This window comes from Paenibacillus kobensis NBRC 15729 (genome assembly GCF_004000825.1).
Taxonomy (GTDB): Bacteria; Bacillota; Bacilli; order Paenibacillales; family Paenibacillaceae; genus Paenibacillus_T; species Paenibacillus_T kobensis.
Genome location: NZ_BILZ01000018.1, coordinates 1 through 22,049, shown reverse-complemented (window position 1 = coordinate 22,049; position 22,049 = coordinate 1). Strand labels below are relative to the sequence as shown.

Below are 22,049 nucleotides of genomic sequence, written 5' to 3'. Positions count from 1 at the left end.
ACTGGCTTGCTTCGTTCCGTATAAACTCGAATTCTTAACCTGCAATAAAAGAAACTGCCCTCTGAAAATGGAAGTACGACACCGACCATTTTCGAAAGGAACAGTTCCTTAGTATTACAGTATCAACTTGTTATGCATTTCATCGTATTGCCGCTTCGCTTAACCGCCTACGCGGCCGCCTGGGTAATCCTGCGACCAAAGCACCTCACGCGGCTTGCTTCCCTCATAGGGGCCTACTACGCCGCGTGCCTCCATCTGGTCAATGAGACGCGCAGCGCGCGTATAGCCTACCCGCATGCGGCGCTGCAGCAGCGAGACGGATGCCTGCTTCGCTTCGACAACAATTTGGACCGCTTGATCGAACAGCTCGTCCAGCATTTCTTCATTATCGCCGCTTGATTCTTCGATCTCCGGAACAAGCTCCGGTTTGTATTCGGCCTCTCCTTGCGAGCGGGCGAAAGAAACGATTGCCTCCACTTCAGGATCGGATAAAAATGCGCCCTGCACCCGGATAGGCTTAGACATCCCGACGGGCAGAAACAGCATATCGCCCCGGCCAAGCAGCTTCTCCGCTCCGACCATATCAAGAATGGTCCTGGAATCGACCTGTGACGAAACGCCGAACGCAATACGCGAAGGGATATTCGCTTTGATGACGCCGGTAATAACGTCAACCGACGGACGTTGCGTTGCAATAATAAGATGGATCCCTGCAGCGCGCGCCATCTGTGCTAGCCGAGTAATCGAATCCTCAACATCGTTCGCCGCCACCATCATCAGGTCCGCAAGCTCGTCGACAATGACGACGATATACGGCAGCACAGCCGCCGGGTTCGCTTCCATGAGCGTATTGTAACCTTCAATGTTGCGCGTGCCTGATTTGGAGAACAATTCGTACCTCTTCTCCATCTCAACGACGATCTTCTTCAGCGCCAGCGACGCCCGACGAGGATCTGTCACAACCGGCGCGAGCAAATGCGGGATGCCGTTATACATATTAAGCTCGACCATCTTAGGGTCGATCATCATAAATTTGACTTCATCCGGCTTCGCCTTATACAGAATGCTTGTAATGATGCCGTTGATACAGACCGACTTACCTGAGCCTGTCGCACCAGCTACGAGCAAGTGGGGCATCTTCGCCAAATTGCCGACGATCGACTGACCCGAAATATCGCGGCCGAATGCGATCGACAGCTTGGAGCTCGAGTTCTGGAAAGCGGACGACTCCATCACTTCCCGCATCGTGACGACCGATACTTCCGAGTTCGGAACCTCGATACCGATTGCCGACTTGCCAGGAATCGGCGCTTCCATCCGAATATCTTTGGCTGCTAGCGCAAGAGCGATATCGTCTTGAAGGCCGACAATTCGGCTAACCTTGACGCCTGTAGCCGGTTGTACCTCGTAACGTGTTACGGCCGGGCCTTGCACGACATCGAGCACTTTCGCCCGAACGCCGAAACTTTCAAGCGTCGCCTCCAGCTTACGCTGCGATTCGATCCGGTCCGATCCGTCAGCCCCCTTCGTTCCGCCTGCAGGCTTCGCGAGCAACGACAGCGGCGGCAGCTTGTACGGCTTCGGCTTCGGAGTCACAGGAACGGATTCTGTTGCTAGTTCGGACAGCGCTGAGACATTCTCTCCGTTATCGGAGTCGCCATTCGCATGATGATGAAGATCAGCGTCATCTTGATCCTCGAGTGTCTCCCGCTCCGAATCTGCATCGGCATCAAACTCCCGGTCATACGGTCTAGCCCCGTCATCTCCATCCTCGAACGCCGGAGACAACGAAGAAGGTGTTATACGCCCTCTTTCATTTCGAACGTCAGTCGACTGCTCGTCTTCATCCGCATCTTCATTAAATTCTCCATTGTCCTGCATCCATGGCGGACGCTCTTCTTCATCGACGCCGCCGTACACTTCCTCATCATTCTCCCTTGGACGATGCGGTGTACGTTCATCTTCTCCGCCGTTCTGCGTGCTTGCAGCCGCATTCCCAGCACCCGGCTTGCCGGCCCGGCGAAGCATACGGCTTAATAGTGATTCGTTCTCTGGTTTAGGACTTGCGACCTCTTCAGCATCCTCTTCCTCAGCCCGCCGATTTGGCTTCAGCCGTACGACCGGTGTTCTCGAGCGCGGCGGACGAGGCTCCTCTTCTTCTTCTTCATCATGCTCCATCGTCCATTCCCGGTCTCCCGAAGGCTGACCTGCCGGCTCTGGCGATTGCTCTCTCATCCATGGGAACAACAAGGTACGGCGGTTTGACGCCGCTGTCTCCTCATCGTGATCATCCTCATCCTCATCGAAATCATCGATCGCTCTTCGGGCAAGGGACGGACTTGGCGCTGTCGTGCCGTTAGATCGGGATGATACGGCAACAGTGCGCGGGCGGCGCCCGGCATATTTCGCCCGCAGGAGCGTAATCAGACGGCCGATACTTTTACGAAACGCCCCAAGAATATCGACATAAGAACGGCCCGTAATAAGCATAAGTGAAATTAAGTACATGACGATCATTATAAACTTGGAACCATAATTGCCGAATAACGCATATAAAATCGTATATTGAACAGCTCCCACATAACCGCCGGCAATATCGCGGGACATAACGGGACTGTTCGGCGAATCAGGCGACAACAATTGGCCTTGCAGATCGCTGCCTAATTGATGAAGAATATCACTCGATTTCACATCGATCGCGCTTTCAACCGGATCGAATTTACGTCCGATCTCTGCAATCGAGCTCGACAATGTTAAGGCCAGGACGAGCACAAGCAGTCCTGTTTTACGATTCGACCATCCCTTAGGCCATGCTCTCTTCACCATGACAACAAGTCCGACATAGATGCCGACAAGCGCTATAACGAAGAAAAATTTGCCGAGCATGAGGCCGAACAGCTTTGACAGCGATCTTCCGACCGCCGCTTCTCCAGACAATGCAATGACAGATAAAGTAATGAGCAAAATGCCGTATATCTCATACTTTAAGCTTTCACCGATCGATTTGCTGCGTTTACGTTTACGTTTCGCCATCCTGCTCACCTCTAATATAGCATTATACCATAGGTGGACAATTGTTCCTATTGAACAAACAGCATAAAAAGCCCGTCTCTCCTAAGGAGAAGGCGGGCTGTAGGTGATCAGTGAGCCAGGCTGGAATCGCGGGTTCAAATATTGCTGAAGCGGCGCATGCACCAGTCGTACGACTCTGCCGATGCCTGGCGCAAGCGGGACGAGCTGAAGCAGCGCGCCTTCCAATTCCATTTCCACATACGGCTCCCTGTCTTCGTTCATCCCTTCGAGTACAAGCTCTAGCGGCATGTTCGTATAGAGTGTCATGACGGCAGAGCTCCCGCTGGCATTACGCTTGCGCGTCTTTGATCCATAAGCGCATTTAAAGCAGCCAGTGCTTGTCCGATGCCGCCGACTCCATCAATCAAGCCATATTTCACGGCATCGGAACCGATGACGGTCGTGCCGATATCGCGGGTCAGCTCCCCTGTCTTAAACATCAGTTCTTTAAACTGCAGTTCTGACACGTTCGAATGTGAAGTGACGAACCGGACGACCCGCTCCTGCATTTTATCCAAATATTCAAACGTCTGCGGCACGCCAATGACAAGCCCGTTCAAACGGATCGGATGGATTGTCATGGTTGCAGTCTCGGCAATAAAAGACCGATTGGCCGACACGGCGATCGGAACACCGATCGAATGTCCGCCGCCAAGCACTAGCGTAACCGTCGGCTTCGTCAACGACGAAATCATCTCGGCGATTGCAAGACCAGCCTCCACATCGCCGCCGACCGTATTGAGCACGATCAGAATGCCTTCGATCTTCGGATTCTGCTCTGCGGCAACAAGCTGCGGGATCAGATGCTCATACTTCGTCGTCTTGTTCTGCGGAGGAAGAACGAGGTGACCTTCGACTTGTCCGATAATCGTCATACAGTATATATTCGAATCGTTCGTTGCCGGCGTGGACGTCTGGCCTAGTTGAGTAATCGTCTCGACGACTGAAGCCGTCCTCTTCTTATCGTCCGGGGCGGGCGCCGTCTCCGGCTGCTCGGACTTCATATAGCCTAGCTCATCATACATTGCGTTAACTCCTTTACATACAGCAAATGGGACTCATCATAGTATGGTAAATGAGGCGTCGATTATACTTAGCTTTCCGCAGCAGCACAAAAAAGGATTCGGCTAAGTGCTGTTGCCAGCACGTAACCGAATCCATATTGTCGTTAATCGTTATACTTCCATAATAATCGGCAAAATCATTGGACGACGGCGAGTCTGCTCGTACAAGAAGCGGCCGAGCGCATCCTTCACATTCGTCTTCAACGAAGCCCATTCGTTCACATTATCGTTCATCAGCTTATGCAGCGTCGACGTTACGATCCGATTCGCCTCATCCAACAATCCTTCGGATTCACGTACGTACACGAAACCTCTGGAAATAATGTCTGGACCGGACAAAATGGTTCCGTCTTGCTTGCTCAGCGTTACGACGACAACGAGAATGCCGTCTTGCGACAGCAATTTACGGTCGCGAAGTACGATATTACCAACGTCGCCTACGCCGAGACCGTCAATCAGGACGTTGCCAGCTTGTACTTTAGAACCTTTGCGGGCGGATCCGTTCTGGAATTCAATCGTATCGCCGTTATCGATAATAAAGATGTTCTCCCGCTCGATGCCGACTGCTTCGCCCAACTGTGCGTGCAGACGGAGCATCCGGTATTCGCCGTGGATCGGGATGAAGAACTTCGGCTTGATCAAGTTAAGCATCAGCTTCAATTCTTCCTGGCTGCCGTGACCCGATACGTGTACGCCAGACACAGAGCCTGGACCGTAAATTACGTTCGCACCGAGTCGGAACAGTTCATCTACCGTGCGGCCAACGTGGCGTTCATTGCCCGGAATCGGCGTTGCGGCAATAATGACTGTATCGCCTGGCAAGATGTCGATCTTGCGGTGAGTCGAACGCGCCATACGCGTCAGAGCCGACATCGGCTCGCCTTGGCTGCCCGTGCACAAAATGACGACGCGATCCGCAGCCATCTTGTTCACTTCTTCCGGCTCGATAATCATACCTTCCGGAATGTTCAAGTATCCAAGCTCGCCTGCTATCGATACGACATTAACCATCGAGCGGCCAACGACTGCAATCTTGCGGCGTGTTGCAGCTGCAGCATTAATAACTTGTTGTACGCGGTGTACGTTCGATGCGAAAGTTGCAATAACGACGCGTTGCGTCGCTTTCTTGAAGATTTCCTCCAAGTTCGCGCCAACGACGCTCTCCGACGGCGTATAACCCGGACGTTCAGCATTCGTACTGTCAGACAACAGGGCAAGAACGCCTTGACGTCCAATCTCGGCAATACGTTGAAGATCGGCGAATTCGTTATTGACCGGTGTATGGTCGAATTTGAAGTCACCTGTATGTACGACGCGTCCTTCTGGCGTATCCAAGCAGACGCCGAGCGAATCCGGAATACTGTGATTCGTCTTGAAGAACGTTGCTGTGATCGATCCAAGTGGTACTTCCGAATCAGCATTGATCAGAATACGTTTCGTCTCGCCGAGCAATCCGGCTTCCTTCAGTTTGCCTTCGATCAAGCCGAGTGTCAGCTTCGTACCGAAAACAGGGACGTTCAAATTTTTCAATACGAACGGCAAGCCGCCGATATGGTCTTCATGGCCGTGCGTAACGAGGATACCGCGAACTTTGTCACGATTCTCGAGCAAATAAGAGATGTCCGGAATGACGATGTCAATGCCGAGCATGTCCTCTTCCGGGAACTTCAAACCTGCGTCAACGATAACGATATCATTGCCATATTGAATGGCATACATGTTCTTGCCGATCTCACCTACGCCACCTAGCGCAAAGATGAGCAATTTATCTTGATTATTCTTCTTCGACAAATGAATCTATACCTCCTAAAGCTTTGCGTAAGCGTAATCAGCTTCGTAAGCAAATATTGTTAGAAAATGGTGGAACGCCGCTCTTACGTTATTCGGTTGTTACTATTAATTGCCGCACCGAGTCACTTGTACTACATTATACATGATACAAAAGCTGGAATACAAGTGAACGAATAATGCCTTCGGCTTTAGACTTCCCATCTAATAAAAAACCGATGCTTGGCCTGCAAGCAACGCTTGCGGCCGATGCACCGGTTACAATCCCTCTTTAGATCGGTTCTAGTGGTTACCGATTAAACAAGTTGGCGCAAGTATTCGCCTTCCGCATCCGTCAATGCGACAAGCGGGAGCCGGACGCCGCCGACCGGCAGGCCGCCTAGCGCCAAAGCATATTTGACCGGAGCTGGGCTCGGGTAATTGAATAATCCTTTGAACACAGGCAGACATTCCGCGTGCAGCTGGGCTGCCGTACGAACATCGCCGTTCAAGAAAGCGTCGATCATTGATTTCATTTTACTTCCGACGACATGGCTTGACACGCTGACAATGCCGTATGCACCAACCGCAATTGCCGGCAAAGCCACGCTGTCATCGCCGCTGTATACACGGAAATGCGCAGGAGCTTGTGATGCAATCTCTGCCAATTGATCAAGCGGAGCGCAATCCTTCGTCGCCACGATATTCGAAAGTTCCGCGAGACGCAGCGTAGTTGCTGCGGTCATGCTAATGCCAGTGCGGGAAGGCACGTTATACAACATAACCGGAAGCTTTGTCGACTGGGCGATTGCTTTGAAATGCTGGTACAAACCTTCTTGGCTTGGTTTATTGTAGTACGGCGTTACAAGAAGAATGCCGTCTGCACCGCAAGATTCTGCCAGTTTCGTCATATGAATCGTATGCGCCGTATCATTGCTGCCTGTTCCTGCGATGACGCGCGCTCTACCGCCTGCGCGTTCCACGACGAATCGGAACAATTGTTCTTTCTCCGCCTCCGTTAAAGTAGGCGATTCTCCCGTTGTTCCTGACACAACGAGACTGTCAGATAGCTGTACCTCAATCAAATAATCGACGAGTCGGCCTGTCGTTTCCCAATCAATTGTGCCATCTGCATCGAATGGGGTTACCATCGCTGTAATTAATCTGCCAAAATCCATGACGATTCCTCCTGCTTCGTTGAAACCGCAATTTTATTCGATATAAGGTTGAATGAATAAATGTATGCATCGGGACTTGCAGCTAAGACTGCCAGTCCCGCCATTGTCGCTATAAATGTAATTCAAACTTCGTGTGCAGAGCGCGCAGCGCCGAAGCCATATCCTCTTGTCTTACGAGAACCCAGATCGTCGTATTCGAATCCGCCGACTGCAGAATCGGAATGCCCGACTCGGCAAGCGCCTCTACGATTCTTGCCATCACGCCGGGTACGCCGTTCATCCCGCCGCCGATCACCGATACTTTGGCGCATCCGCTGATCGCATTCGGAACGTATCCAAGACTTTCGAGTACTTGTACCGCCTTGGGCGCATCGTGATCGAATACGGTATAAACCGCCCCGCCTGGAGTTACATTGATAAAGTCGACGCTTATGCCGTGGCGTGCCATCGATTGAAACACTTGCAGTTGTACATCAGCCTGCCCTTCGCGGGCATATACCGATATTTGGGTAACTCCGGCAACATGTGCGATCCCGGTTACGTGTTTATCTCGAACCGTGCCTCCCGCATTCACACGCTCATCTGTTACAAGCGTTCCTTCATCATCGGAGAATGTAGAACGGACACGCAATGGAATTCGGGCTTGCTGGGCAATCTCGACCGCTCTTGGATGAATCACTTTCGCCCCTTGCCGTGCCATATTGCATATTTCGGCATAACCGACAACGGACAAAGGCTTCGCTTCCGCTACGATGCGGGGATCGGCTGTCAGGATGCCGTTCACATCGGTATATATGTCGACCCGCTCCGCATGCAGTGCTGCACCAAGAGCTGTAGCAGACGTATCGCTTCCGCCTCTGCCAAGCGTCGTCATCTCGCCGTTCTCCGTATGTCCTTGGAATCCGGCAACGATAGCCACTTCTCCACGGCTGAGGGTATCTAGCAGCGAGCCGGTTCTAATGTCTAATATTCTTGCTTGACCAAATGAAGAGTCGGTCATAACACCTGCCGTTCCACCGGTGAATCCCTTAGCCGGAATCCCTAATGAACGCAGCTTGCTGCATAATACGGCTACCGAAATCAATTCGCCGCAACCAAGCAGCATATCCTTCTCTCTGGCCGGCAACGCATCTCCGTTATCGCCAATTAATCGAAGAAGCGTGTCCGTCGCATACGGATCGCCGCTTCGTCCCATAGCAGAGACGACTACGACGATTGAATAGCCTGATTCGCGTTCTCGCATAATATGACGAATGACAAAATCCCTCGCCTGCTCCGTAGCAAGCGAGGTGCCCCCGAATTTCTGTACTAGTATCCGCATGATGTCTGTCCCCCATTGGATGTAAAAGAATATGGACGACTTGGCGACGGGAGCCTTTGTTGCTATTATCTGCTGAAGAAGTAAACGTTGCTTGCTGACCATCCAGCAGATGACCGTAAACGGTAATTCCATTATAAAGAGCCGCAATAATTGCTCGATTGCGGGCAAGCTCCGGCGCTTCCGGCAGCCTGCCTCTACCTTTGCAAGCGGATACAGCCGGTTAGCCCGGCAAATTTAACGTTTGTGTTGTACCGGAACGTTAGCAATCATGATTATTACATGTGAATTGGTAGTTATCTACCCTTATACTCCATATTGAAAACGCTCAATCAGCATCGGCTGGAGCTGCTTGCCCTGAAGCGCTGCATCGCAGGCTTCAACGACAAGGTCCATACGCGCGACAAGGGAGTTCGGTTTCTGCTCGGGATTGTCTTGACCAAATGGGACGAAATAGATGTTCTTCGCTACGAGCAGTTTCGCAATGTTGGCTGCATTCAAGCCTAGACCGTCATTCGTCGAGATGGCAAGAACGACTGGCCGGCCGTTGCGCAACTGCGCTTTCGCCGCCATAAGCACCGCACTGTCCGTAAGTGCATTCGCCAATCTGCTTGTTGTGTTGCCTGTGCATGGGGCGATCAAGAGCACGTCGATTAATTTCGACGGCCCGAGCGGCTCAGCTTGAACAATCGTCGAAATAATTTCGTTTCCCGTAATCCGTTTCAGTTCCGACTGCCAATGCTCCGATGTGCCGAACCTCGTATCTGTCGTCATTAACGTATGCGATGCAATTGGAACGACATTTGCTCCAAGATCGACAAAACGTTGAATATGCGGCATTACTTCGGCAAATGTGCAATGAGACCCCGTCAAAGCATATCCGACCGTTTTCCCCGACCAGTTCATGGCCTCTCCCCCCATAGCTTCGCATTGTCCATAATGAGCTGACATAAGCAATCCGCTATGATTCGTCCAGCCGTCTTCGGCGCGACGATGCCCGGGAGACCGGGAGCCAACATCGCCTTCATGCCACGCTTCTCGGCAAACCGAAAATCGGTTCCGCCGGGCTTCGAAGCAAGGTCGATAATGACCGCCCTGGAGGGCAAATTCGCAATAATTTGCGCTGTGACTATCATAGTCGGAATTGTATTAAAAAGCAAGTCAATGTTGCCAACTTCATGCATTAAACGGTCGGTGTAGAACGGGATAAAACCCATTTCCCAAGCGCGTGCGAAGTGCTCTTCCCGCCTTACGCCGACCTTCACTTTTGCCCCTAATCCTTGAAGCGTCCGGGCCAATGTCATGCCAGTTCTGCCGATTCCGAGCACCATGCAGGTCGAACCGTGAATTGTAATGTCCGTGTTCTGAATCGCCATCATAATGGCGCCTTCAGCCGTCGGAATCGAGTTATAGATCGCGACATCATCGCGTTCGAACAACTCGAACAGTGCAATATTGTGCTTCGAACAAAGCTGGACCAAATAAGGCTTCGCCATTCCCGCATACACAGCCGCATGTTTCGGCAAGCGAGCGATCTGTGCATCGGTCAGCCTCAGCTCTTTGTCGCTGAAAACAGCCGTAATCAGCCCATTGTCATCTGTCCCGACAGCAGGCAACAGCAGCGCGTCCGCTGTATCGAACAGTTCGTCGCGCAGCTCCGCATGGACGGCCCCATCCAGAGACGTATGCAAACCTTCGAAGCCGACCACCGTGACCATGGCGTCAAGCTCCGTCAGCTTCCGGATCACTTCCAGCTGCCGGGCGTCGCCGCCGATCAGCAGCACTTGAACGCCGGTGAGCATGAAGGCCTCACTCCTTTCTGCGCTCATAAGATATAGAGCATCTTATGCGATCGCCCATTAGGGGGTGAATGATATGAGGTGGTCAATTTGAGGGCGCAGCCCTCAGACTCCCGGATGATAATGAGGGCTCCGCCCTCAGACTCCCAAACTAAGCTTTCAAGGGCTGCGGCCCGTAGATCTCTTTCTACCCACCCAAACCCTCCCTGCAAGGGAGGGCCCCAAAGGGCTCCAGCCCTCTGGACACCCGGAGGACGCCCCCCTTTCAACTTTCCTCCGTTCCCCCGTCCTGCTGCTCCGCAGCAACCTCTCCTTCAGATTTCCCTTGTCCCGCTCGCCCGTCCGCAACCAATTCGTATATACACTTACGCTAGCCTTCTAATGTAACTTAATTCCTTTTGAGGGCTTCCGCCCTCAGTCACCCACTTGAAGGCTCCGCCAATTATTAAAGGCTTTGACCATTCTGCTGTACAGCCCAAATCTAATCCCTCAACCCACTGGTGTGACACAAATAGTGATGCAATAGCTCCAACTTCCCGCTCACTCTCCCTGGTGTGACACAAATAGTGATGCAACACCTTCAACTTCCCACTCAATCCCCCTGGTGTGACACTAAAAATGATGCAACAGCTTCAACTTCCCGCTCGATCCCCTTGGTGTGACACAAATAGTGATGCAACAGCTTCAACTTCCCGCTCGATCCCCTTGGTGTGACACTAAAAGTGATGCAACAGCACTATTACTTGTGTAACTAATGTCACTACAACAAAAAAGCACGTTCCGGTTAAAGGAACGTGCTTTGCAGTATAACTTTATACGCCAGTGTGGCCGAAGCCCCCTGCGCCGCGCACGGTATCAGGGAGTTCGTCTGCGACGGCGATCGTGACGGTCGGAACCGTCTGAAACACCATCTGGGCAATTCTTTCGCCGCGCGTAATAACGAACGGCTCCTGCCCGAGATTAATGAGCAGCACTTTTACTTCTCCGCGGTAATCCGCGTCAATCGTGCCCGGTGAATTGAGACACGTGACGCCGTGCTTAAAAGCAAGCCCGCTCCGCGGGCGGATTTGTGCTTCTAATTGCTCAGGCATCGCCATTGAGAAGCCTGTCGGGATGAGCTTACGTTCGCCTGGGGCGAGAGTAACCGGTTCCGAGACGGCTGCGTGAAGTCGAAGCCCGCAGCCCATTCCGACATCCGCTCCGGAAGCTTTACGTCTTTATTTCCCGGCAGCCTTTTAAACAGTACCTGAAACAAACTGGTCCCTCCTGAGCTTCGCCGAGGCTTTATCGTTCGTGCCTACAACGGCTGCCGAGAATGGAACGCTAAGCATCCGTTTGGTCATATCGGCGATATCAGCCATCGTGACGTCGTCGATTCGTTCAAGCATTTCATCCAGCGTGTAATGTCTGCCGAGCATCAGCTCGTTTTTACCGTTACGGTTCATTCGGCTGCTCGTGCTTTCAAGACTCAGGATTAGGCTTCCTTTCAATTGCTCCTTGCCGCGGTGCAGTTCCGCTTCCGTCAAGCCCGAAACCGAAAGCTCGCCCAGAATATCCATCGTAATGTCCAGCACATCCTTCGTCTGCTTAGGCGCCGTACCGGCATACACCGTGAACAAGCCCGAATCCGCAAACGACGTATGATAGGAATAGACCGAGTAGGCAAGGCCGCGCTTCTCGCGAATCTCTTGGAACAGGCGTGAGCTCATCCCGCCGCCGAGCGCATTGTTAAGCAGCACCATCGCATATAAGTTCGGATCAGCAATCGAGCAACCCGGGAACGTTAAGCAGATATGGTTCTGTTCAGTTTGCTTCTTATGGAACAGGTACCCCCCGCTAAATGTTGGAGTATCAAGCGTCTCCACGACACCTTTATTCTGGAAGGCACCAAAATGCTGTTCCAGCAGCTCAATCAAACTTTGCTCTTCCACGTTGCCAGCCACGCTAATGACCACATTATCGATACGGTATTGCTTACCCATATATTCACGCAGGTCGTCGCTTGTCATTGCCGTCAACCGGTCCTGAAGACCGAGAATGGAGTAAGCGAGCGGATGGTCGCCATATGCGGAACGCGATGCATCGTCATGGACTTTATCGTCCGGCGTGTCCTCGTACATCGCAATTTCTTCTAATATAACGTTCTTTTCTTTCGCCAGCTCTTCCTCATCCAGCTTGGAGTTGAAGAACATATCCGCCAGCGCATCAACTGCAATCGGCAGATGGTTATCCAGTACTTTCGCGAAATAGCATGTATATTCTTTCGATGTGAACGCATTAACATTGCCGCCGATACCGTCGAACAAATCCGCGATATCTTTCGCTGTATGGCGCTCTGTCCCTTTAAACAGCATATGTTCTATAAAATGGGAAATGCCGTTGTCCTGCACCGTTTCGTGACGCGAGCCTGTTTTGACCCAAATGCCGAATGATACTGATCTGCATGTCGGAATCGTTTCGACCACAACGCGCAGGCCGTTGCTAAGTGTATATTTTTTCACTCGGAATCCTCCTTCTTCTGGACGGAGCATAGACGTGTATCACCTGTCGGACCAGCTGTCTCGCCGTTTCGTTCATGATTAGTAAACACTATAACAAATTCAAGGTAACAAATAAAGGGAAGCCGGCCTATCTGCCTGCTTCCGCATCGGTTCTAGTTGAAGAAAGCGTCTCGCTAACCGTCCCAATCTGATAGCCCTTCGACTTAATCACGCCGATCATGTCCGCCAACGCGTCGCGCGTTGAAGCGGTAGGGTGCATCAGAATGAGTGCTCCCGGCTCCAGCTTATTGCGCACCCGCGATACGATTGTAGACGGAAGGGGCTTACGCCAATCGATCGTATCGATCGTCCACATCACGGTGCGAAGCCCGAGTCCGTACGCGATTTGTACCGTCTGTTGATTGAAATCGCCTGAAGGCGGCGCGAACCACCGGTTGTTCTTCACGCCTAGCGTTGATTCCAGCAGTGCTTCCGTCTTCGCAATTTCCCTGTACTGCGCATCGCGGCTAAGTTGGCTCATAGCCGGATGGCTGTAAGCATGGTTCGACATTTCATGTCCGGCTGCTTGGATTTGCCTCGCAAGCTCTCCGTTCTTCTTCAACCAGCTGCCATCGAGGAAAAAGGTCGCTTTCACCTTTTCCCGCTCAAGCGTCTTCAGAATCGGTTCTATATACTCGTTGCCCCATGCAACGTTAATCATCAATGAGACCATCCGCTTGTTCGGATTACCCCGATAGGTCGGCTGCGCTCCAAGATCGTTTAATCCGACCGCAGGCGCCGTTTCTTTATAAATAAGTTGAAGAGGCTCTCCCGCCGGTTTAGATGCATTCGCCTCATATGTACGGTCGATATCGACCTCCAATCCATTATAGCCCGGCACTGCTTTCCATACCCGGTCTACCTTCGCATCGATTGGCGGAATGCGCCGCTTCTCGGCTTCGGATCGTATATTGTTCATCAAATGCTCGTCCGCCGCTCCAACAAGAGCGCTTGTCGTTGCTGCCGGTCCATCCCCTGTCTTCAATGCGGCAATATATTGCCCGAAAGGCCCGTTCCACTGCGCCAGCGCAATTACCGCCAGCATACACCCTGCCATGGCAGCGGCTTTACCGTATTTCATCCCGTCCTCCCACCTTTCCCTTCTACAATGTATGAGAAATCGGACGAGATTATTCGGTTGTCCGGACAACATAAAAAGAGACAGATAGCATCTGGCTCTTAATAGGCGCGTATTGCAGCAATTTTGAAACAGGCACTGCGTGAGCTTGGCTATGCCGCTAATCCCACGCAGACCAATTATTGTGAGGAAACTTCCGATTCTTGCGTCAATACAGCTTTGCGCGACAGATTGATACGGCCTTGTTGGTCGATCTCTGTCACCTTAACCGTTATTTGATCGCCGATCTTCAGCACGTCTTCAATCTTCGCGATCCGCTCGGTCGATACTTGCGAGATGTGCACGAGGCCGTCTTTGTTCGGGAGAATTTCGACGAATGCGCCAAACTTCTCGATCCGCTTAACCGTTCCGAGATAAATCTCGCCGACGACAACTTCCTTGACGATGCCTTCGATGATCGAGCGCGCTTTCTGGTTCATCTCTTCGTTCGAAGAAGCGATGTATACCATACCATCCTGCTCGATGTCGATTTTGACACCTGTCTCCTCGATAATTTTGTTGATGATTTTACCGCCAGCACCGATAACGTCGCGGATTTTGTCCGGATTGATGCGCAGCGTCATAATCTTCGGAGCGTACTTGGACAAGTTTTTGCGCGGCTCGCTCATGACTTCCGTCATTTTGCCCAGAATGAACATGCGGCCTTCGCGTGCTTGATCAAGCGCTTGGTTCAGAATTGCGCGGTCGATGCCGTCGATCTTGATATCCATCTGGATCGCCGTAACGCCTGCAGCCGTACCTGCCACTTTGAAGTCCATATCGCCGAGATGGTCTTCCATCCCTTGAATGTCGGACAGAATCGAGAAATGGTCGCCGTCCTTGATCAGACCCATCGCAATACCAGCAACAGGAGCTTTGATTGGTACGCCGGCATCCATCATTGCGAGCGTGCTTGCGCAAATACTCGCTTGTGACGTTGAGCCGTTCGATTCGAGAACCTCGGATACAAGACGAATCGTATACGGGAATTCCGATTCCGGCGGGATCACTTTCGAAAGTGCGCGTTCGCCAAGTGCGCCGTGACCGATTTCGCGACGGCCCGGTGCGCGAAGCGGACGTGCTTCGCCGACGGAGAACGGCGGGAAATTATAATGATGCATGAAACGTTTCGATTCTTCCGGCGAGATGCCGTCGAGAATTTGAACGTCACCAAGTGCACCAAGTGTACAAATGCTCAGCGCTTGCGTCTGGCCGCGCGTGAACAAGCCCGAACCGTGCGTGCGCGGAAGCAGCGCCGTATCGCACTCGATCGGACGGATTTCGCTGAGCGCCCGGCCGTCAGGACGAACTTTGTCGTGCGTAATCAGGCGGCGAACCTCTTCCTTCACGATGTCGTACAGTACTTCTTTCACGTCGTCCATCAGATCCGGCGTTTCTGCGTACACTTCACCGAAGTGAGCAACCGTCTCTGCATTGATCGCATCAATCGCATCTTGACGGGCGTGCTTCTCCGGAATGCGGATCGATTCATTCAACCGGTCTGCCGCATACGCGCGTACCGCTTCATTGACAGCGCCGTCAACTGCATGCAGCTTCACAGCCATTTTCTCTTTGCCAGCGATCGATTGCAGCTCTTCGATCGTCTTGACGATGTTGCGGATCTCATCATGGCCGAACATAATCGCTTCGAGCATGACGCTCTCCGGCACTTCGTTCGCTTCCGCTTCCACCATCATGATCGCATCGCTAGTACCTGCTACAACGACGAAGATGTCGCTTGCCGCTTCTTGCTCAACCGTTGGGTTAATGATGAATTGTCCGTCGATACGGCCGACAACTACACCGCCGATTGGACCATTAAATGGTACATCGGAAATCGACAGCGCTGCCGAAGTACCGATCATCGCCGCGATTTCAGGCGAGCAGTCTTGGTCGACGCTCATAACAAGGTTTACGATTTGCACATCGTTCCGGAAGCCTTCCGGGAACAATGGGCGAATTGGACGGTCCGTCAGACGGCTCGACAAAATCGCCTTCTCACTCGGACGGCCTTCACGTTTAATAAAGCCGCCAGGAATTTTACCGACAGCATACAATTTCTCTTCATAGTTAACCGTAAGCGGGAAGAAATCAAGATCTTTAGGTTCCGAGGAAGCGGTCACCGTACAGAGTACGACGGTCTCGCCGTATCGAACGGTGACAGCTGCATTCGCCTGCTTGGCCAAACGGCCAGTTTCAAGAATGAGCGGTCTGCCGCCGAGCGTCATTTCTACTTGCTTCAACATCGTATCCCTCCTGTCAAATTGTTTGAATATAACTTACATGGCAAAACATTCTGAACTCTATATCATTACAAAAAGCAACCCGCCGCTCTCCGCCCGTAAGACGGACGGATAGAAGGCTAGGTTGCTTTTCCCCAAGCTTATCGGCGAAGGCCGAGTTTTTCGATCAATGCGCTGTAACGTTTAACGTCGTTGTTCTTCAGGTATGCCAGCAGCTTACGGCGCTGACCGACCATCTTGAGCAAACCGCGGCGGGAGTGGTGGTCTTTCTTGTGCGTCCGCAGGTGGTTCGTCAAGTTAACGATGTTTTCCGTAAGGATAGCGACTTGAACTTCTGGTGAGCCCGTATCGCTCGCATGTTTCTTGTGCGTTTCGATGATCTCATTCTTACGCTCTTGCGTGATTGCCATCCTATGTTCACCTCCTAATCAAATAATCGCCGTCAGCCTCGTCGCCGCCGGTGAGAGCGAACAACCAAGCTGAGGTTCCTGTACTGCCAGGACAAGGTCCATATCGGCAGCAACGTCATTCAGTATAGCACAGATGCATGGCCAATGTAAACCGCACAACGCCAGGATATATGGCAGCGTTCTACTGGATTGGACGTGCTGGTGACGCGGCTCCGGTCGCAAGCTCCGCTAGCAGCTCAGCCGCTTCATCACGGTCCCGGCCGATCTGCGCGATGAGCTCATCGATTCCGCCGAACTTCCGTTCCGGCCGCAGAAATGTGATGAATCGAATCCGAATCGGTTTGCCATACAGATCACCGGAAAAGCCGATCAAATGGGCTTCCAGCACTGGCGCCGTCTCCCCATCTTTAAATGTCGGCTTAATCCCGTGATTTAATACAGCGGGATACCATTGTCCGTCAAGACAAGCCTGCACCGCGTACACGCCAAGTCTTGGCGATACGAACGGCTCGGTCAACCCGACATTCGCGGTCGGAAATCCGATCGTGCGTCCTCTGGCATGACCATGGACAACGGTCCCTTCCACCTCATAAGAACGGCCAAGCAGCTCGCACGCAAGCGCCATATCGCCTTCGGCGAGCGTCTCGCGGACGTATGTACTGCTAACCTTTACTTCTTTATATAGCAGAGGCTCTACGACTTCCGTTGTCATACCTGATTCCAAGCCGAGCTCCCGAAGCGAAGCCGCATCGCCTGCTCCGCGATGGCCGAACCGAAAATCGAATCCAACTACGGCATGCCGGGCTTGAAGCGGAACCAGCACATCCTTCACGAACCGGTCAGGCGATACGTCCGCAAAGCTGTGGTCGAACCGCATAACAATGGCATAGTCGACTCCAAGTGCTGCGAACTGCGCCAGCTTGTCGTCCAGCGGCGTCAAGCAGTTGACATACTGATCGCCTTGTCCGAGTACAGCTTTCGGATGAGGATGAAAAGTCATAACAGCCGATTTGCGCTGCTGCTGTCTCGCCGCATCCACCGCGCGCCGAATGACGTTCTGATGCCCAATATGAACACCATCGAAATGGCCGATCGCAATCGACAGCTCCTCGCCCGTCTCCGCAAACGACGAATCCGACAGCGGATAACTGATGGAAATCAGTTTCATAGCTCAAACACCCGCAATCTATTCTTTAATTCCGTCTCTCATTGGCCGGCGTGCACGGCGTCAAAGCTGCATGCAAACATGCTAATTAAACACTTTGACTGGCGACAACAGCCGCTGCTCTTCGTTCCATTCGAATACGCCGAGAAAACGTCTGTTACTATCATACAACCGAACAGGCTCGCGTGGTAACAACGAGTTTATCTCTGACAGCTTCTCAGGCGCAATTTTACGACCTTGCAGCGCCATCTCAGCAGCTCTGTCAAATGCCGTTACTTCCGGCATATGTGTGAGCGCCTGATCTGCAGGCAACAGCCGGGATTGCAACTCGCCCTCCTGCTGCAGCCTGGCAATCTGATCGATCGTCAAGCAATGTTCCCGTGTAAACCCGCCGGATACCGTTCGCGTGAGCTCCGCCATCGCAGCCGGAACGCCAAGCTTCTTGCCAATATCGACGCACAATGTCCGTATATAGGTTCCTTTCGAGCATTGAACGTCGAAACGAATCGTTGGCCGCCGGTCGTCTTGTTCGAAACCGAGGAATCCAATGCTATAGACCGTTACTTTGCGCGACTTCCGCTCGACGGTGACGCCTTCGCGGGCAAGCTCATACAACCTCTTGCCGTCGACCTTAACAGCCGAGAACATCGGAGGAACCTGCTCGATCTCTCCAATGAACGATGCAAGAACCGCTTCAACCTGCTCCTTCGTCACCGTGACGGAATCGGCTTCTTCGATCACCGTACCTGTCATATCTTCGGTATCGGTCGCGACGCCAAGCTGCAGCACCGCTTCGTAAGCTTTCGGACGTTCCTGCAAATATTCGACGACCCGCGTTGCGCGACCTATACAAAGCGGCAGTACGCCGGTAACTTGCGGATCAAGCGTGCCGGCATGGCCGATACGCCGCTCCCTCGTTATTCCCCGCACTTTGGCCACCACATCGTGGCTTGTCCATCCGGCCGGCTTCCATACCGCCAATATGCCTTCCATTATTCGTTCAACGCCTTTCTTACCGCTTCCACGACTTTCTCCATCGACTGCTGCAGCGGCTCTTCCAAACGGCAGCCGGCGGCACGAACGTGACCGCCGCCTCCGAACGATTGCGCAATTACGGCAACGTCGGCGCTGCCGGCCGAACGGAGACTCACCTTCACATGCCCGTTCTTCATCTCTTTGAACAATATTCCGACCTCAACGCCATCCACGTTGCGCGCATAATTGACGAGCCCTTCCAAATCTTCAGGTGCAGCGCCTGTTGCAGACAAATCGTTCGCTTCGATATAAAGCCATCCGATCTTCGCATCTTCCGAGAATGTGAGTCTGCTGAGTCCAAGCTGCAGCAGCTTCAACTGAGGCATTGTCATTCGCTCAAGCAGATAGTCCGCGACCCAGTGGCCGTTAACGCCAAGTTTTAGCAGTTCAGAAGCAATCTCCATGACACGCGGTGTCGTATTGGAATAACGGAACCCGCCAGTATCGGTCAACAAACCGGTATAAATGGCGGTTGCCGCCGGCTCGTCTAGCGCTATGCCCGCTTGTTCAATCAGCTCGTACAAAATTTCAACCGTTGCCGCAGCATAGGAAAAAACGAGGTTAACCGATCCGTACAAATCGTTCGTCGGATGATGATCGATGTTCAACAACTCATAACCGTCCTCGAAGCACGACTCAACATCGCCCATGCGCCGAAAATCGGCGCAATCGACGGCGATAATACGTTTATAAGAGCGGTTCGGCTTCGATTCGCTATAATTTTGAATCGTATCGGAAAGATGCAGATAATGAAGCCGCGAAGGAGATGCTCCTTCGTTAATAAGCGTATATTTCTTGCCAAGCTTCTCAAGCAGCCATCCAATGACGACGGTGGAACTAATCGCATCACCGTCCGGTTGCACGTGAGAGACGACTAAATAGTCGTCTCCCTCGTGGATAAAGCGTATGGCTTGCTCAAGCAATTCCTTAACAGGCTTGAACACGGTATAACCGATCATAGCTGACGCTCTCCTCGGTTGATTTGTTCCAGTAATGCTTCGATACGGCTGCCGTACTCGATGCTGGCATCGAACTTGAATATGAGTTCCGGCGTATGCCGCAGACGCATTCTCTTGCCCAGCTCGGATCGGATAAACCCGGTTCCTCTTGCGATTGCCTTCAGCGTTTCTTCCTTCTGCTCCTCGCTGCCGAGAACGCTCAAGAATACTTTCGCTTGCGACAAATCGTTCGTTACTTCAACGCCGGTGACCGTAATAAATCCAATGCGAGGATCTTTCAACTCGGTTTGGATTATTTGGCTCAGCTCTTTCTTAATTTGCTCGCTGACCCGTCCCACACGGACTTTTGCCATTACGCAATCACCTCTCTACCTGTCTACCTTTTCCATCACGAAGGCTTCGATGATATCCCCTTCTAGAATATCATTGTACTTGTCGAGGGAAATACCGCACTCGTAACCTTGCGCAACTTCCTTGGCATCGTCCTTGTACCGCTTGAGCGATTCGATTTTGCCCGTGAAAATAACGTTGCCGCCGCGTACAAGGCGCGCTTCAGCGTTACGCTGCATTTTGCCATCAATAACCATGCTGCCGGCAATCGTGCCGACTTTCGTTACTTTAATTAGCATGCGCACTTCTGCGTGACCAATGACAACTTCCTTGAATACAGGATCCAGCATGCCTTTCATCGCGTGTTCGATCTCATCGATGACGTTGTAGATGATGTTGTGTACACGGACGTCGACTTTCTCTTGTTCGGCTGCTGCACTTGCCTGTGGTTCAGGACGAACGTTGAAGGCGATGACGATCGCATTCGAAGCGGATGCAAGGTTGATATCGGATTCCGTTACCGCACCAGCGCCGCTGTGAATGATCTTGACGCGAACGCCTTCGATGTCGATCTTGCCGAGCGAGCCTTTGAGCGCCTCAACCGAACCTTGAACGTCGCCTTTGATGATAACGTTAAGATCTTTGATCTCGCCGTCTTTAATATGTTGGTACAAATCGTCCAGCGTTACGCGGGTGTTCGACGTGAGCTCCGATTGACGGGCTTTCGTCGCACGCGTTTCTGCGATTTGACGTGCTTTGCGCTCATCCTCATAAGCGAGGAACGGATCGCCTGCAAGCGGAACTTCAGTCAGACCGGTAATTTCGACCGGCGTGGAAGGACCAGCTTCTTTCAGACGGCGGCCCTTGTCGTTCACCATCGCACGAACGCGGCCGAAGCTGTTGCCTGCGATGAATGCGTCGCCGACCTTCAGCGTGCCATGCTGTACGAGTACGCGTGCAACTGGCCCTTTGCCTTTGTCGAGCTCGGCTTCGATGACGGTACCGCGTGCCCGTTTGTTCGGGTTCGCTTTGTAGTCGTTCACTTCCGCTACGAGCAGGATCATCTCGAGCAACCCTTCCAGGTTGATACGCTGCTTCGCCGATACGTTGACGAAGATCGTGTCGCCGCCCCACTCTTCCGGTACGAGACCGTACTCGGTGAGCTCTTGCTTGATTTTATCCGGATTGGCTTCCGGTTTATCGATTTTGTTCACTGCAACGATGATTGGTACGCCAGCTGCCTTAGCATGGTTAACTGCTTCAACCGTCTGCGGCATGACGCCGTCATCAGCTGCAACGACGATAATTGTAATGTCCGTTACTTGAGCGCCGCGCGCGCGCATGAGCGTGAACGCTTCGTGGCCCGGCGTATCGAGGAACGTTATTTTTTTATGGTTAATTTCGACTTGGTAAGCACCGATATGCTGCGTGATGCCGCCTGCTTCGCCGCCCGTTACGTTCGTGTGGCGAATCGCATCGAGAAGCGTCGTCTTACCGTGGTCAACGTGACCCATGATCGTAACAACCGGAGGACGCGCCTCCAGATCTGCCTCTTCGTCAACCTCTTCCACTGTTTCGAATTGGTCTTCTTCGACGCGGATCTTCACTTCGACTTCCTCAACGTTGAACTCAGCTGCGATCAATTGGATCGTTTCAATATCAACCTCTTGGTTAATCGTCGCCATTACACCCATGAAAATCAGCTTCTTAATTACTTCGGAAGCGTCTTTATGCAGAAGCTTAGCCAATTCGCCTACCGTCATCGATCCGCGCACGATAATTTTCTTCGGCGTGTTGTCGATCTTCTCACGATACACTTGTTGGGATGCGCCACGGTTGTTTCTGCCGCCCTTGCCGCCGCGGTTGTTATTCGATCTGAAATTGCCGCCCTGCTTGCCGTCGTCGAAACGTCTGTTGCTGTTGCTGTTGTTGCCGCCCGGCTTGTTCTTTCTGGAAGCCCAGTTCGTCGAACCTTGTGTAGGACCAGACGCTCTGCTCGTTCCTGCCGGTGCGCCGCCGCCTTGGCTTGGTCCACGGTTACCGCCGAAGCCG

The 22,049-nt window shown here is 52.5% G+C and carries 17 protein-coding genes and 1 pseudogene; all 18 read right to left on the bottom strand.

What is annotated here, in order from left to right; translation table 11 throughout:
• Positions 1 to 159: 159 nt before the first annotated feature.
• Positions 160 to 3,033, bottom strand: a complete 2,874-nt coding sequence (locus PKO01S_RS12560) for an FtsK/SpoIIIE family DNA translocase (protein ID WP_127531695.1) — start codon at positions 3,031 to 3,033, stop codon at positions 160 to 162.
• Positions 3,034 to 3,114: 81 nt separating this feature from the next.
• Entirely contained in the window at positions 3,115 to 3,339 is a 225-nt protein-coding gene (locus PKO01S_RS12555; protein WP_127531694.1) for a YlzJ-like family protein, read from the bottom strand.
• The gene (locus PKO01S_RS12550) at positions 3,336 to 4,097 is read right to left on the bottom strand and encodes a ClpP family protease (RefSeq protein WP_281278850.1); all 762 of its coding nucleotides are present in this window, start codon (positions 4,095 to 4,097) and stop codon (positions 3,336 to 3,338) included. The genes PKO01S_RS12555 and PKO01S_RS12550 overlap by 4 nt, the downstream gene beginning before the upstream one ends.
• 150 nt (positions 4,098 to 4,247) lie before the next feature.
• The gene (locus tag PKO01S_RS12545) at positions 4,248 to 5,927 is read right to left on the bottom strand and encodes a ribonuclease J (RefSeq protein WP_127531693.1); all 1,680 of its coding nucleotides are present in this window, start codon (positions 5,925 to 5,927) and stop codon (positions 4,248 to 4,250) included.
• A gap of 293 nt (positions 5,928 to 6,220) precedes the next feature.
• Entirely contained in the window at positions 6,221 to 7,081 is an 861-nt protein-coding gene (gene dapA / locus PKO01S_RS12540; RefSeq protein WP_127531692.1) for a 4-hydroxy-tetrahydrodipicolinate synthase, read from the bottom strand.
• 109 nt (positions 7,082 to 7,190) lie between these two features.
• Positions 7,191 to 8,402, bottom strand: a complete 1,212-nt coding sequence (gene dapG / locus PKO01S_RS12535; RefSeq protein ID WP_127531691.1) for an aspartate kinase — start codon at positions 8,400 to 8,402, stop codon at positions 7,191 to 7,193.
• Positions 8,403 to 8,705: 303 nt separating this feature from the next.
• A complete protein-coding gene (locus PKO01S_RS12530) occupies positions 8,706 to 9,305 on the bottom strand; it encodes a dipicolinate synthase subunit B (RefSeq protein WP_127531690.1) in 600 nt (199 codons plus the stop codon).
• Positions 9,302 to 10,201, bottom strand: a complete 900-nt coding sequence (gene dpsA, locus PKO01S_RS12525; protein WP_127531689.1) for a dipicolinate synthase subunit DpsA — start codon at positions 10,199 to 10,201, stop codon at positions 9,302 to 9,304. Before dpsA ends, PKO01S_RS12530 begins: the two co-directional genes overlap by 4 nt.
• Positions 10,202 to 11,010: 809 nt before the next feature.
• Positions 11,011 to 11,393 (bottom strand): annotated as a pseudogene (dut, locus tag PKO01S_RS12520) (dUTP diphosphatase).
• A gap of 40 nt (positions 11,394 to 11,433) precedes the next feature.
• Positions 11,434 to 12,699: a M16 family metallopeptidase gene (locus PKO01S_RS12515; protein ID WP_127531688.1), complete on the bottom strand. Its 1,266-nt coding sequence runs from the start codon at positions 12,697 to 12,699 to the stop codon at positions 11,434 to 11,436.
• 127 nt (positions 12,700 to 12,826) lie between these two features.
• Positions 12,827 to 13,819, bottom strand: coding sequence for a polysaccharide deacetylase family protein (locus PKO01S_RS12510; RefSeq protein WP_127531687.1), 993 nt, complete (start codon positions 13,817 to 13,819; stop codon positions 12,827 to 12,829).
• Positions 13,820 to 13,995: 176 nt separating this feature from the next.
• On the bottom strand, positions 13,996 to 16,101 hold the full coding sequence (pnp, locus tag PKO01S_RS12505; RefSeq protein WP_127531686.1) for a polyribonucleotide nucleotidyltransferase: 2,106 nt from the start codon (positions 16,099 to 16,101) through the stop codon (positions 13,996 to 13,998).
• A 137-nt stretch (positions 16,102 to 16,238) separates the two neighbouring features.
• Positions 16,239 to 16,508, bottom strand: a complete 270-nt coding sequence (rpsO, locus tag PKO01S_RS12500) for a 30S ribosomal protein S15 (protein ID WP_110043122.1) — start codon at positions 16,506 to 16,508, stop codon at positions 16,239 to 16,241.
• A gap of 181 nt (positions 16,509 to 16,689) precedes the next feature.
• Positions 16,690 to 17,676: a bifunctional riboflavin kinase/FAD synthetase gene (locus PKO01S_RS12495; RefSeq protein ID WP_127531685.1), complete on the bottom strand. Its 987-nt coding sequence runs from the start codon at positions 17,674 to 17,676 to the stop codon at positions 16,690 to 16,692.
• Between the two features lie 81 nt (positions 17,677 to 17,757).
• The gene (truB, locus tag PKO01S_RS12490; protein ID WP_127531684.1) at positions 17,758 to 18,666 is read right to left on the bottom strand and encodes a tRNA pseudouridine(55) synthase TruB; all 909 of its coding nucleotides are present in this window, start codon (positions 18,664 to 18,666) and stop codon (positions 17,758 to 17,760) included.
• Entirely contained in the window at positions 18,666 to 19,667 is a 1,002-nt protein-coding gene (locus tag PKO01S_RS12485) for a DHH family phosphoesterase (RefSeq protein ID WP_127531683.1), read from the bottom strand. The genes truB and PKO01S_RS12485 overlap by 1 nt, the downstream gene beginning before the upstream one ends.
• The gene (gene rbfA / locus PKO01S_RS12480) at positions 19,664 to 20,020 is read right to left on the bottom strand and encodes a 30S ribosome-binding factor RbfA (protein ID WP_127531682.1); all 357 of its coding nucleotides are present in this window, start codon (positions 20,018 to 20,020) and stop codon (positions 19,664 to 19,666) included. Before rbfA ends, PKO01S_RS12485 begins: the two co-directional genes overlap by 4 nt.
• Positions 20,021 to 20,035: 15 nt before the next feature.
• On the bottom strand, positions 20,036 to 22,049 hold a 2,014-nt coding region (gene infB / locus PKO01S_RS12475), incomplete at its 5' end, for a translation initiation factor IF-2 (RefSeq protein ID WP_127531681.1).

What these genes read in the sequence shown, in the direction of transcription:
- PKO01S_RS12560 (WP_127531695.1), bottom strand. Translation starts at nt 3,033, where the DNA reads ATGGCGAAACGTAAACGTAAACGCAGCAAATCGATCGGTGAAAGCTTA.
- PKO01S_RS12510 (WP_127531687.1), bottom strand. Translation starts at nt 13,819, where the DNA reads ATGAAATACGGTAAAGCCGCTGCCATGGCAGGGTGTATGCTGGCGGTA.
- rbfA (WP_127531682.1), bottom strand. Translation starts at nt 20,020, where the DNA reads ATGGCAAAAGTCCGTGTGGGACGGGTCAGCGAGCAAATTAAGAAAGAG.
- dapA (WP_127531692.1), bottom strand. Translation starts at nt 7,081, where the DNA reads ATGGATTTTGGCAGATTAATTACAGCGATGGTAACCCCATTCGATGCA.
- PKO01S_RS12495 (WP_127531685.1), bottom strand. Translation starts at nt 17,676, where the DNA reads ATGAAACTGATTTCCATCAGTTATCCGCTGTCGGATTCGTCGTTTGCG.
- PKO01S_RS12550 (WP_281278850.1), bottom strand. Translation starts at nt 4,097, where the DNA reads ATGTATGATGAGCTAGGCTATATGAAGTCCGAGCAGCCGGAGACGGCG.
- PKO01S_RS12530 (WP_127531690.1), bottom strand. Translation starts at nt 9,305, where the DNA reads ATGAACTGGTCGGGGAAAACGGTCGGATATGCTTTGACGGGGTCTCAT.
- dpsA (WP_127531689.1), bottom strand. Translation starts at nt 10,201, where the DNA reads ATGCTCACCGGCGTTCAAGTGCTGCTGATCGGCGGCGACGCCCGGCAG.
- PKO01S_RS12485 (WP_127531683.1), bottom strand. Translation starts at nt 19,667, where the DNA reads ATGATCGGTTATACCGTGTTCAAGCCTGTTAAGGAATTGCTTGAGCAA.
- PKO01S_RS12555 (WP_127531694.1), bottom strand. Translation starts at nt 3,339, where the DNA reads ATGACACTCTATACGAACATGCCGCTAGAGCTTGTACTCGAAGGGATG.
- dapG (WP_127531691.1), bottom strand. Translation starts at nt 8,402, where the DNA reads ATGCGGATACTAGTACAGAAATTCGGGGGCACCTCGCTTGCTACGGAG.
- rpsO (WP_110043122.1), bottom strand. Translation starts at nt 16,508, where the DNA reads ATGGCAATCACGCAAGAGCGTAAGAATGAGATCATCGAAACGCACAAG.
- truB (WP_127531684.1), bottom strand. Translation starts at nt 18,666, where the DNA reads ATGGAAGGCATATTGGCGGTATGGAAGCCGGCCGGATGGACAAGCCAC.
- pnp (WP_127531686.1), bottom strand. Translation starts at nt 16,101, where the DNA reads ATGTTGAAGCAAGTAGAAATGACGCTCGGCGGCAGACCGCTCATTCTT.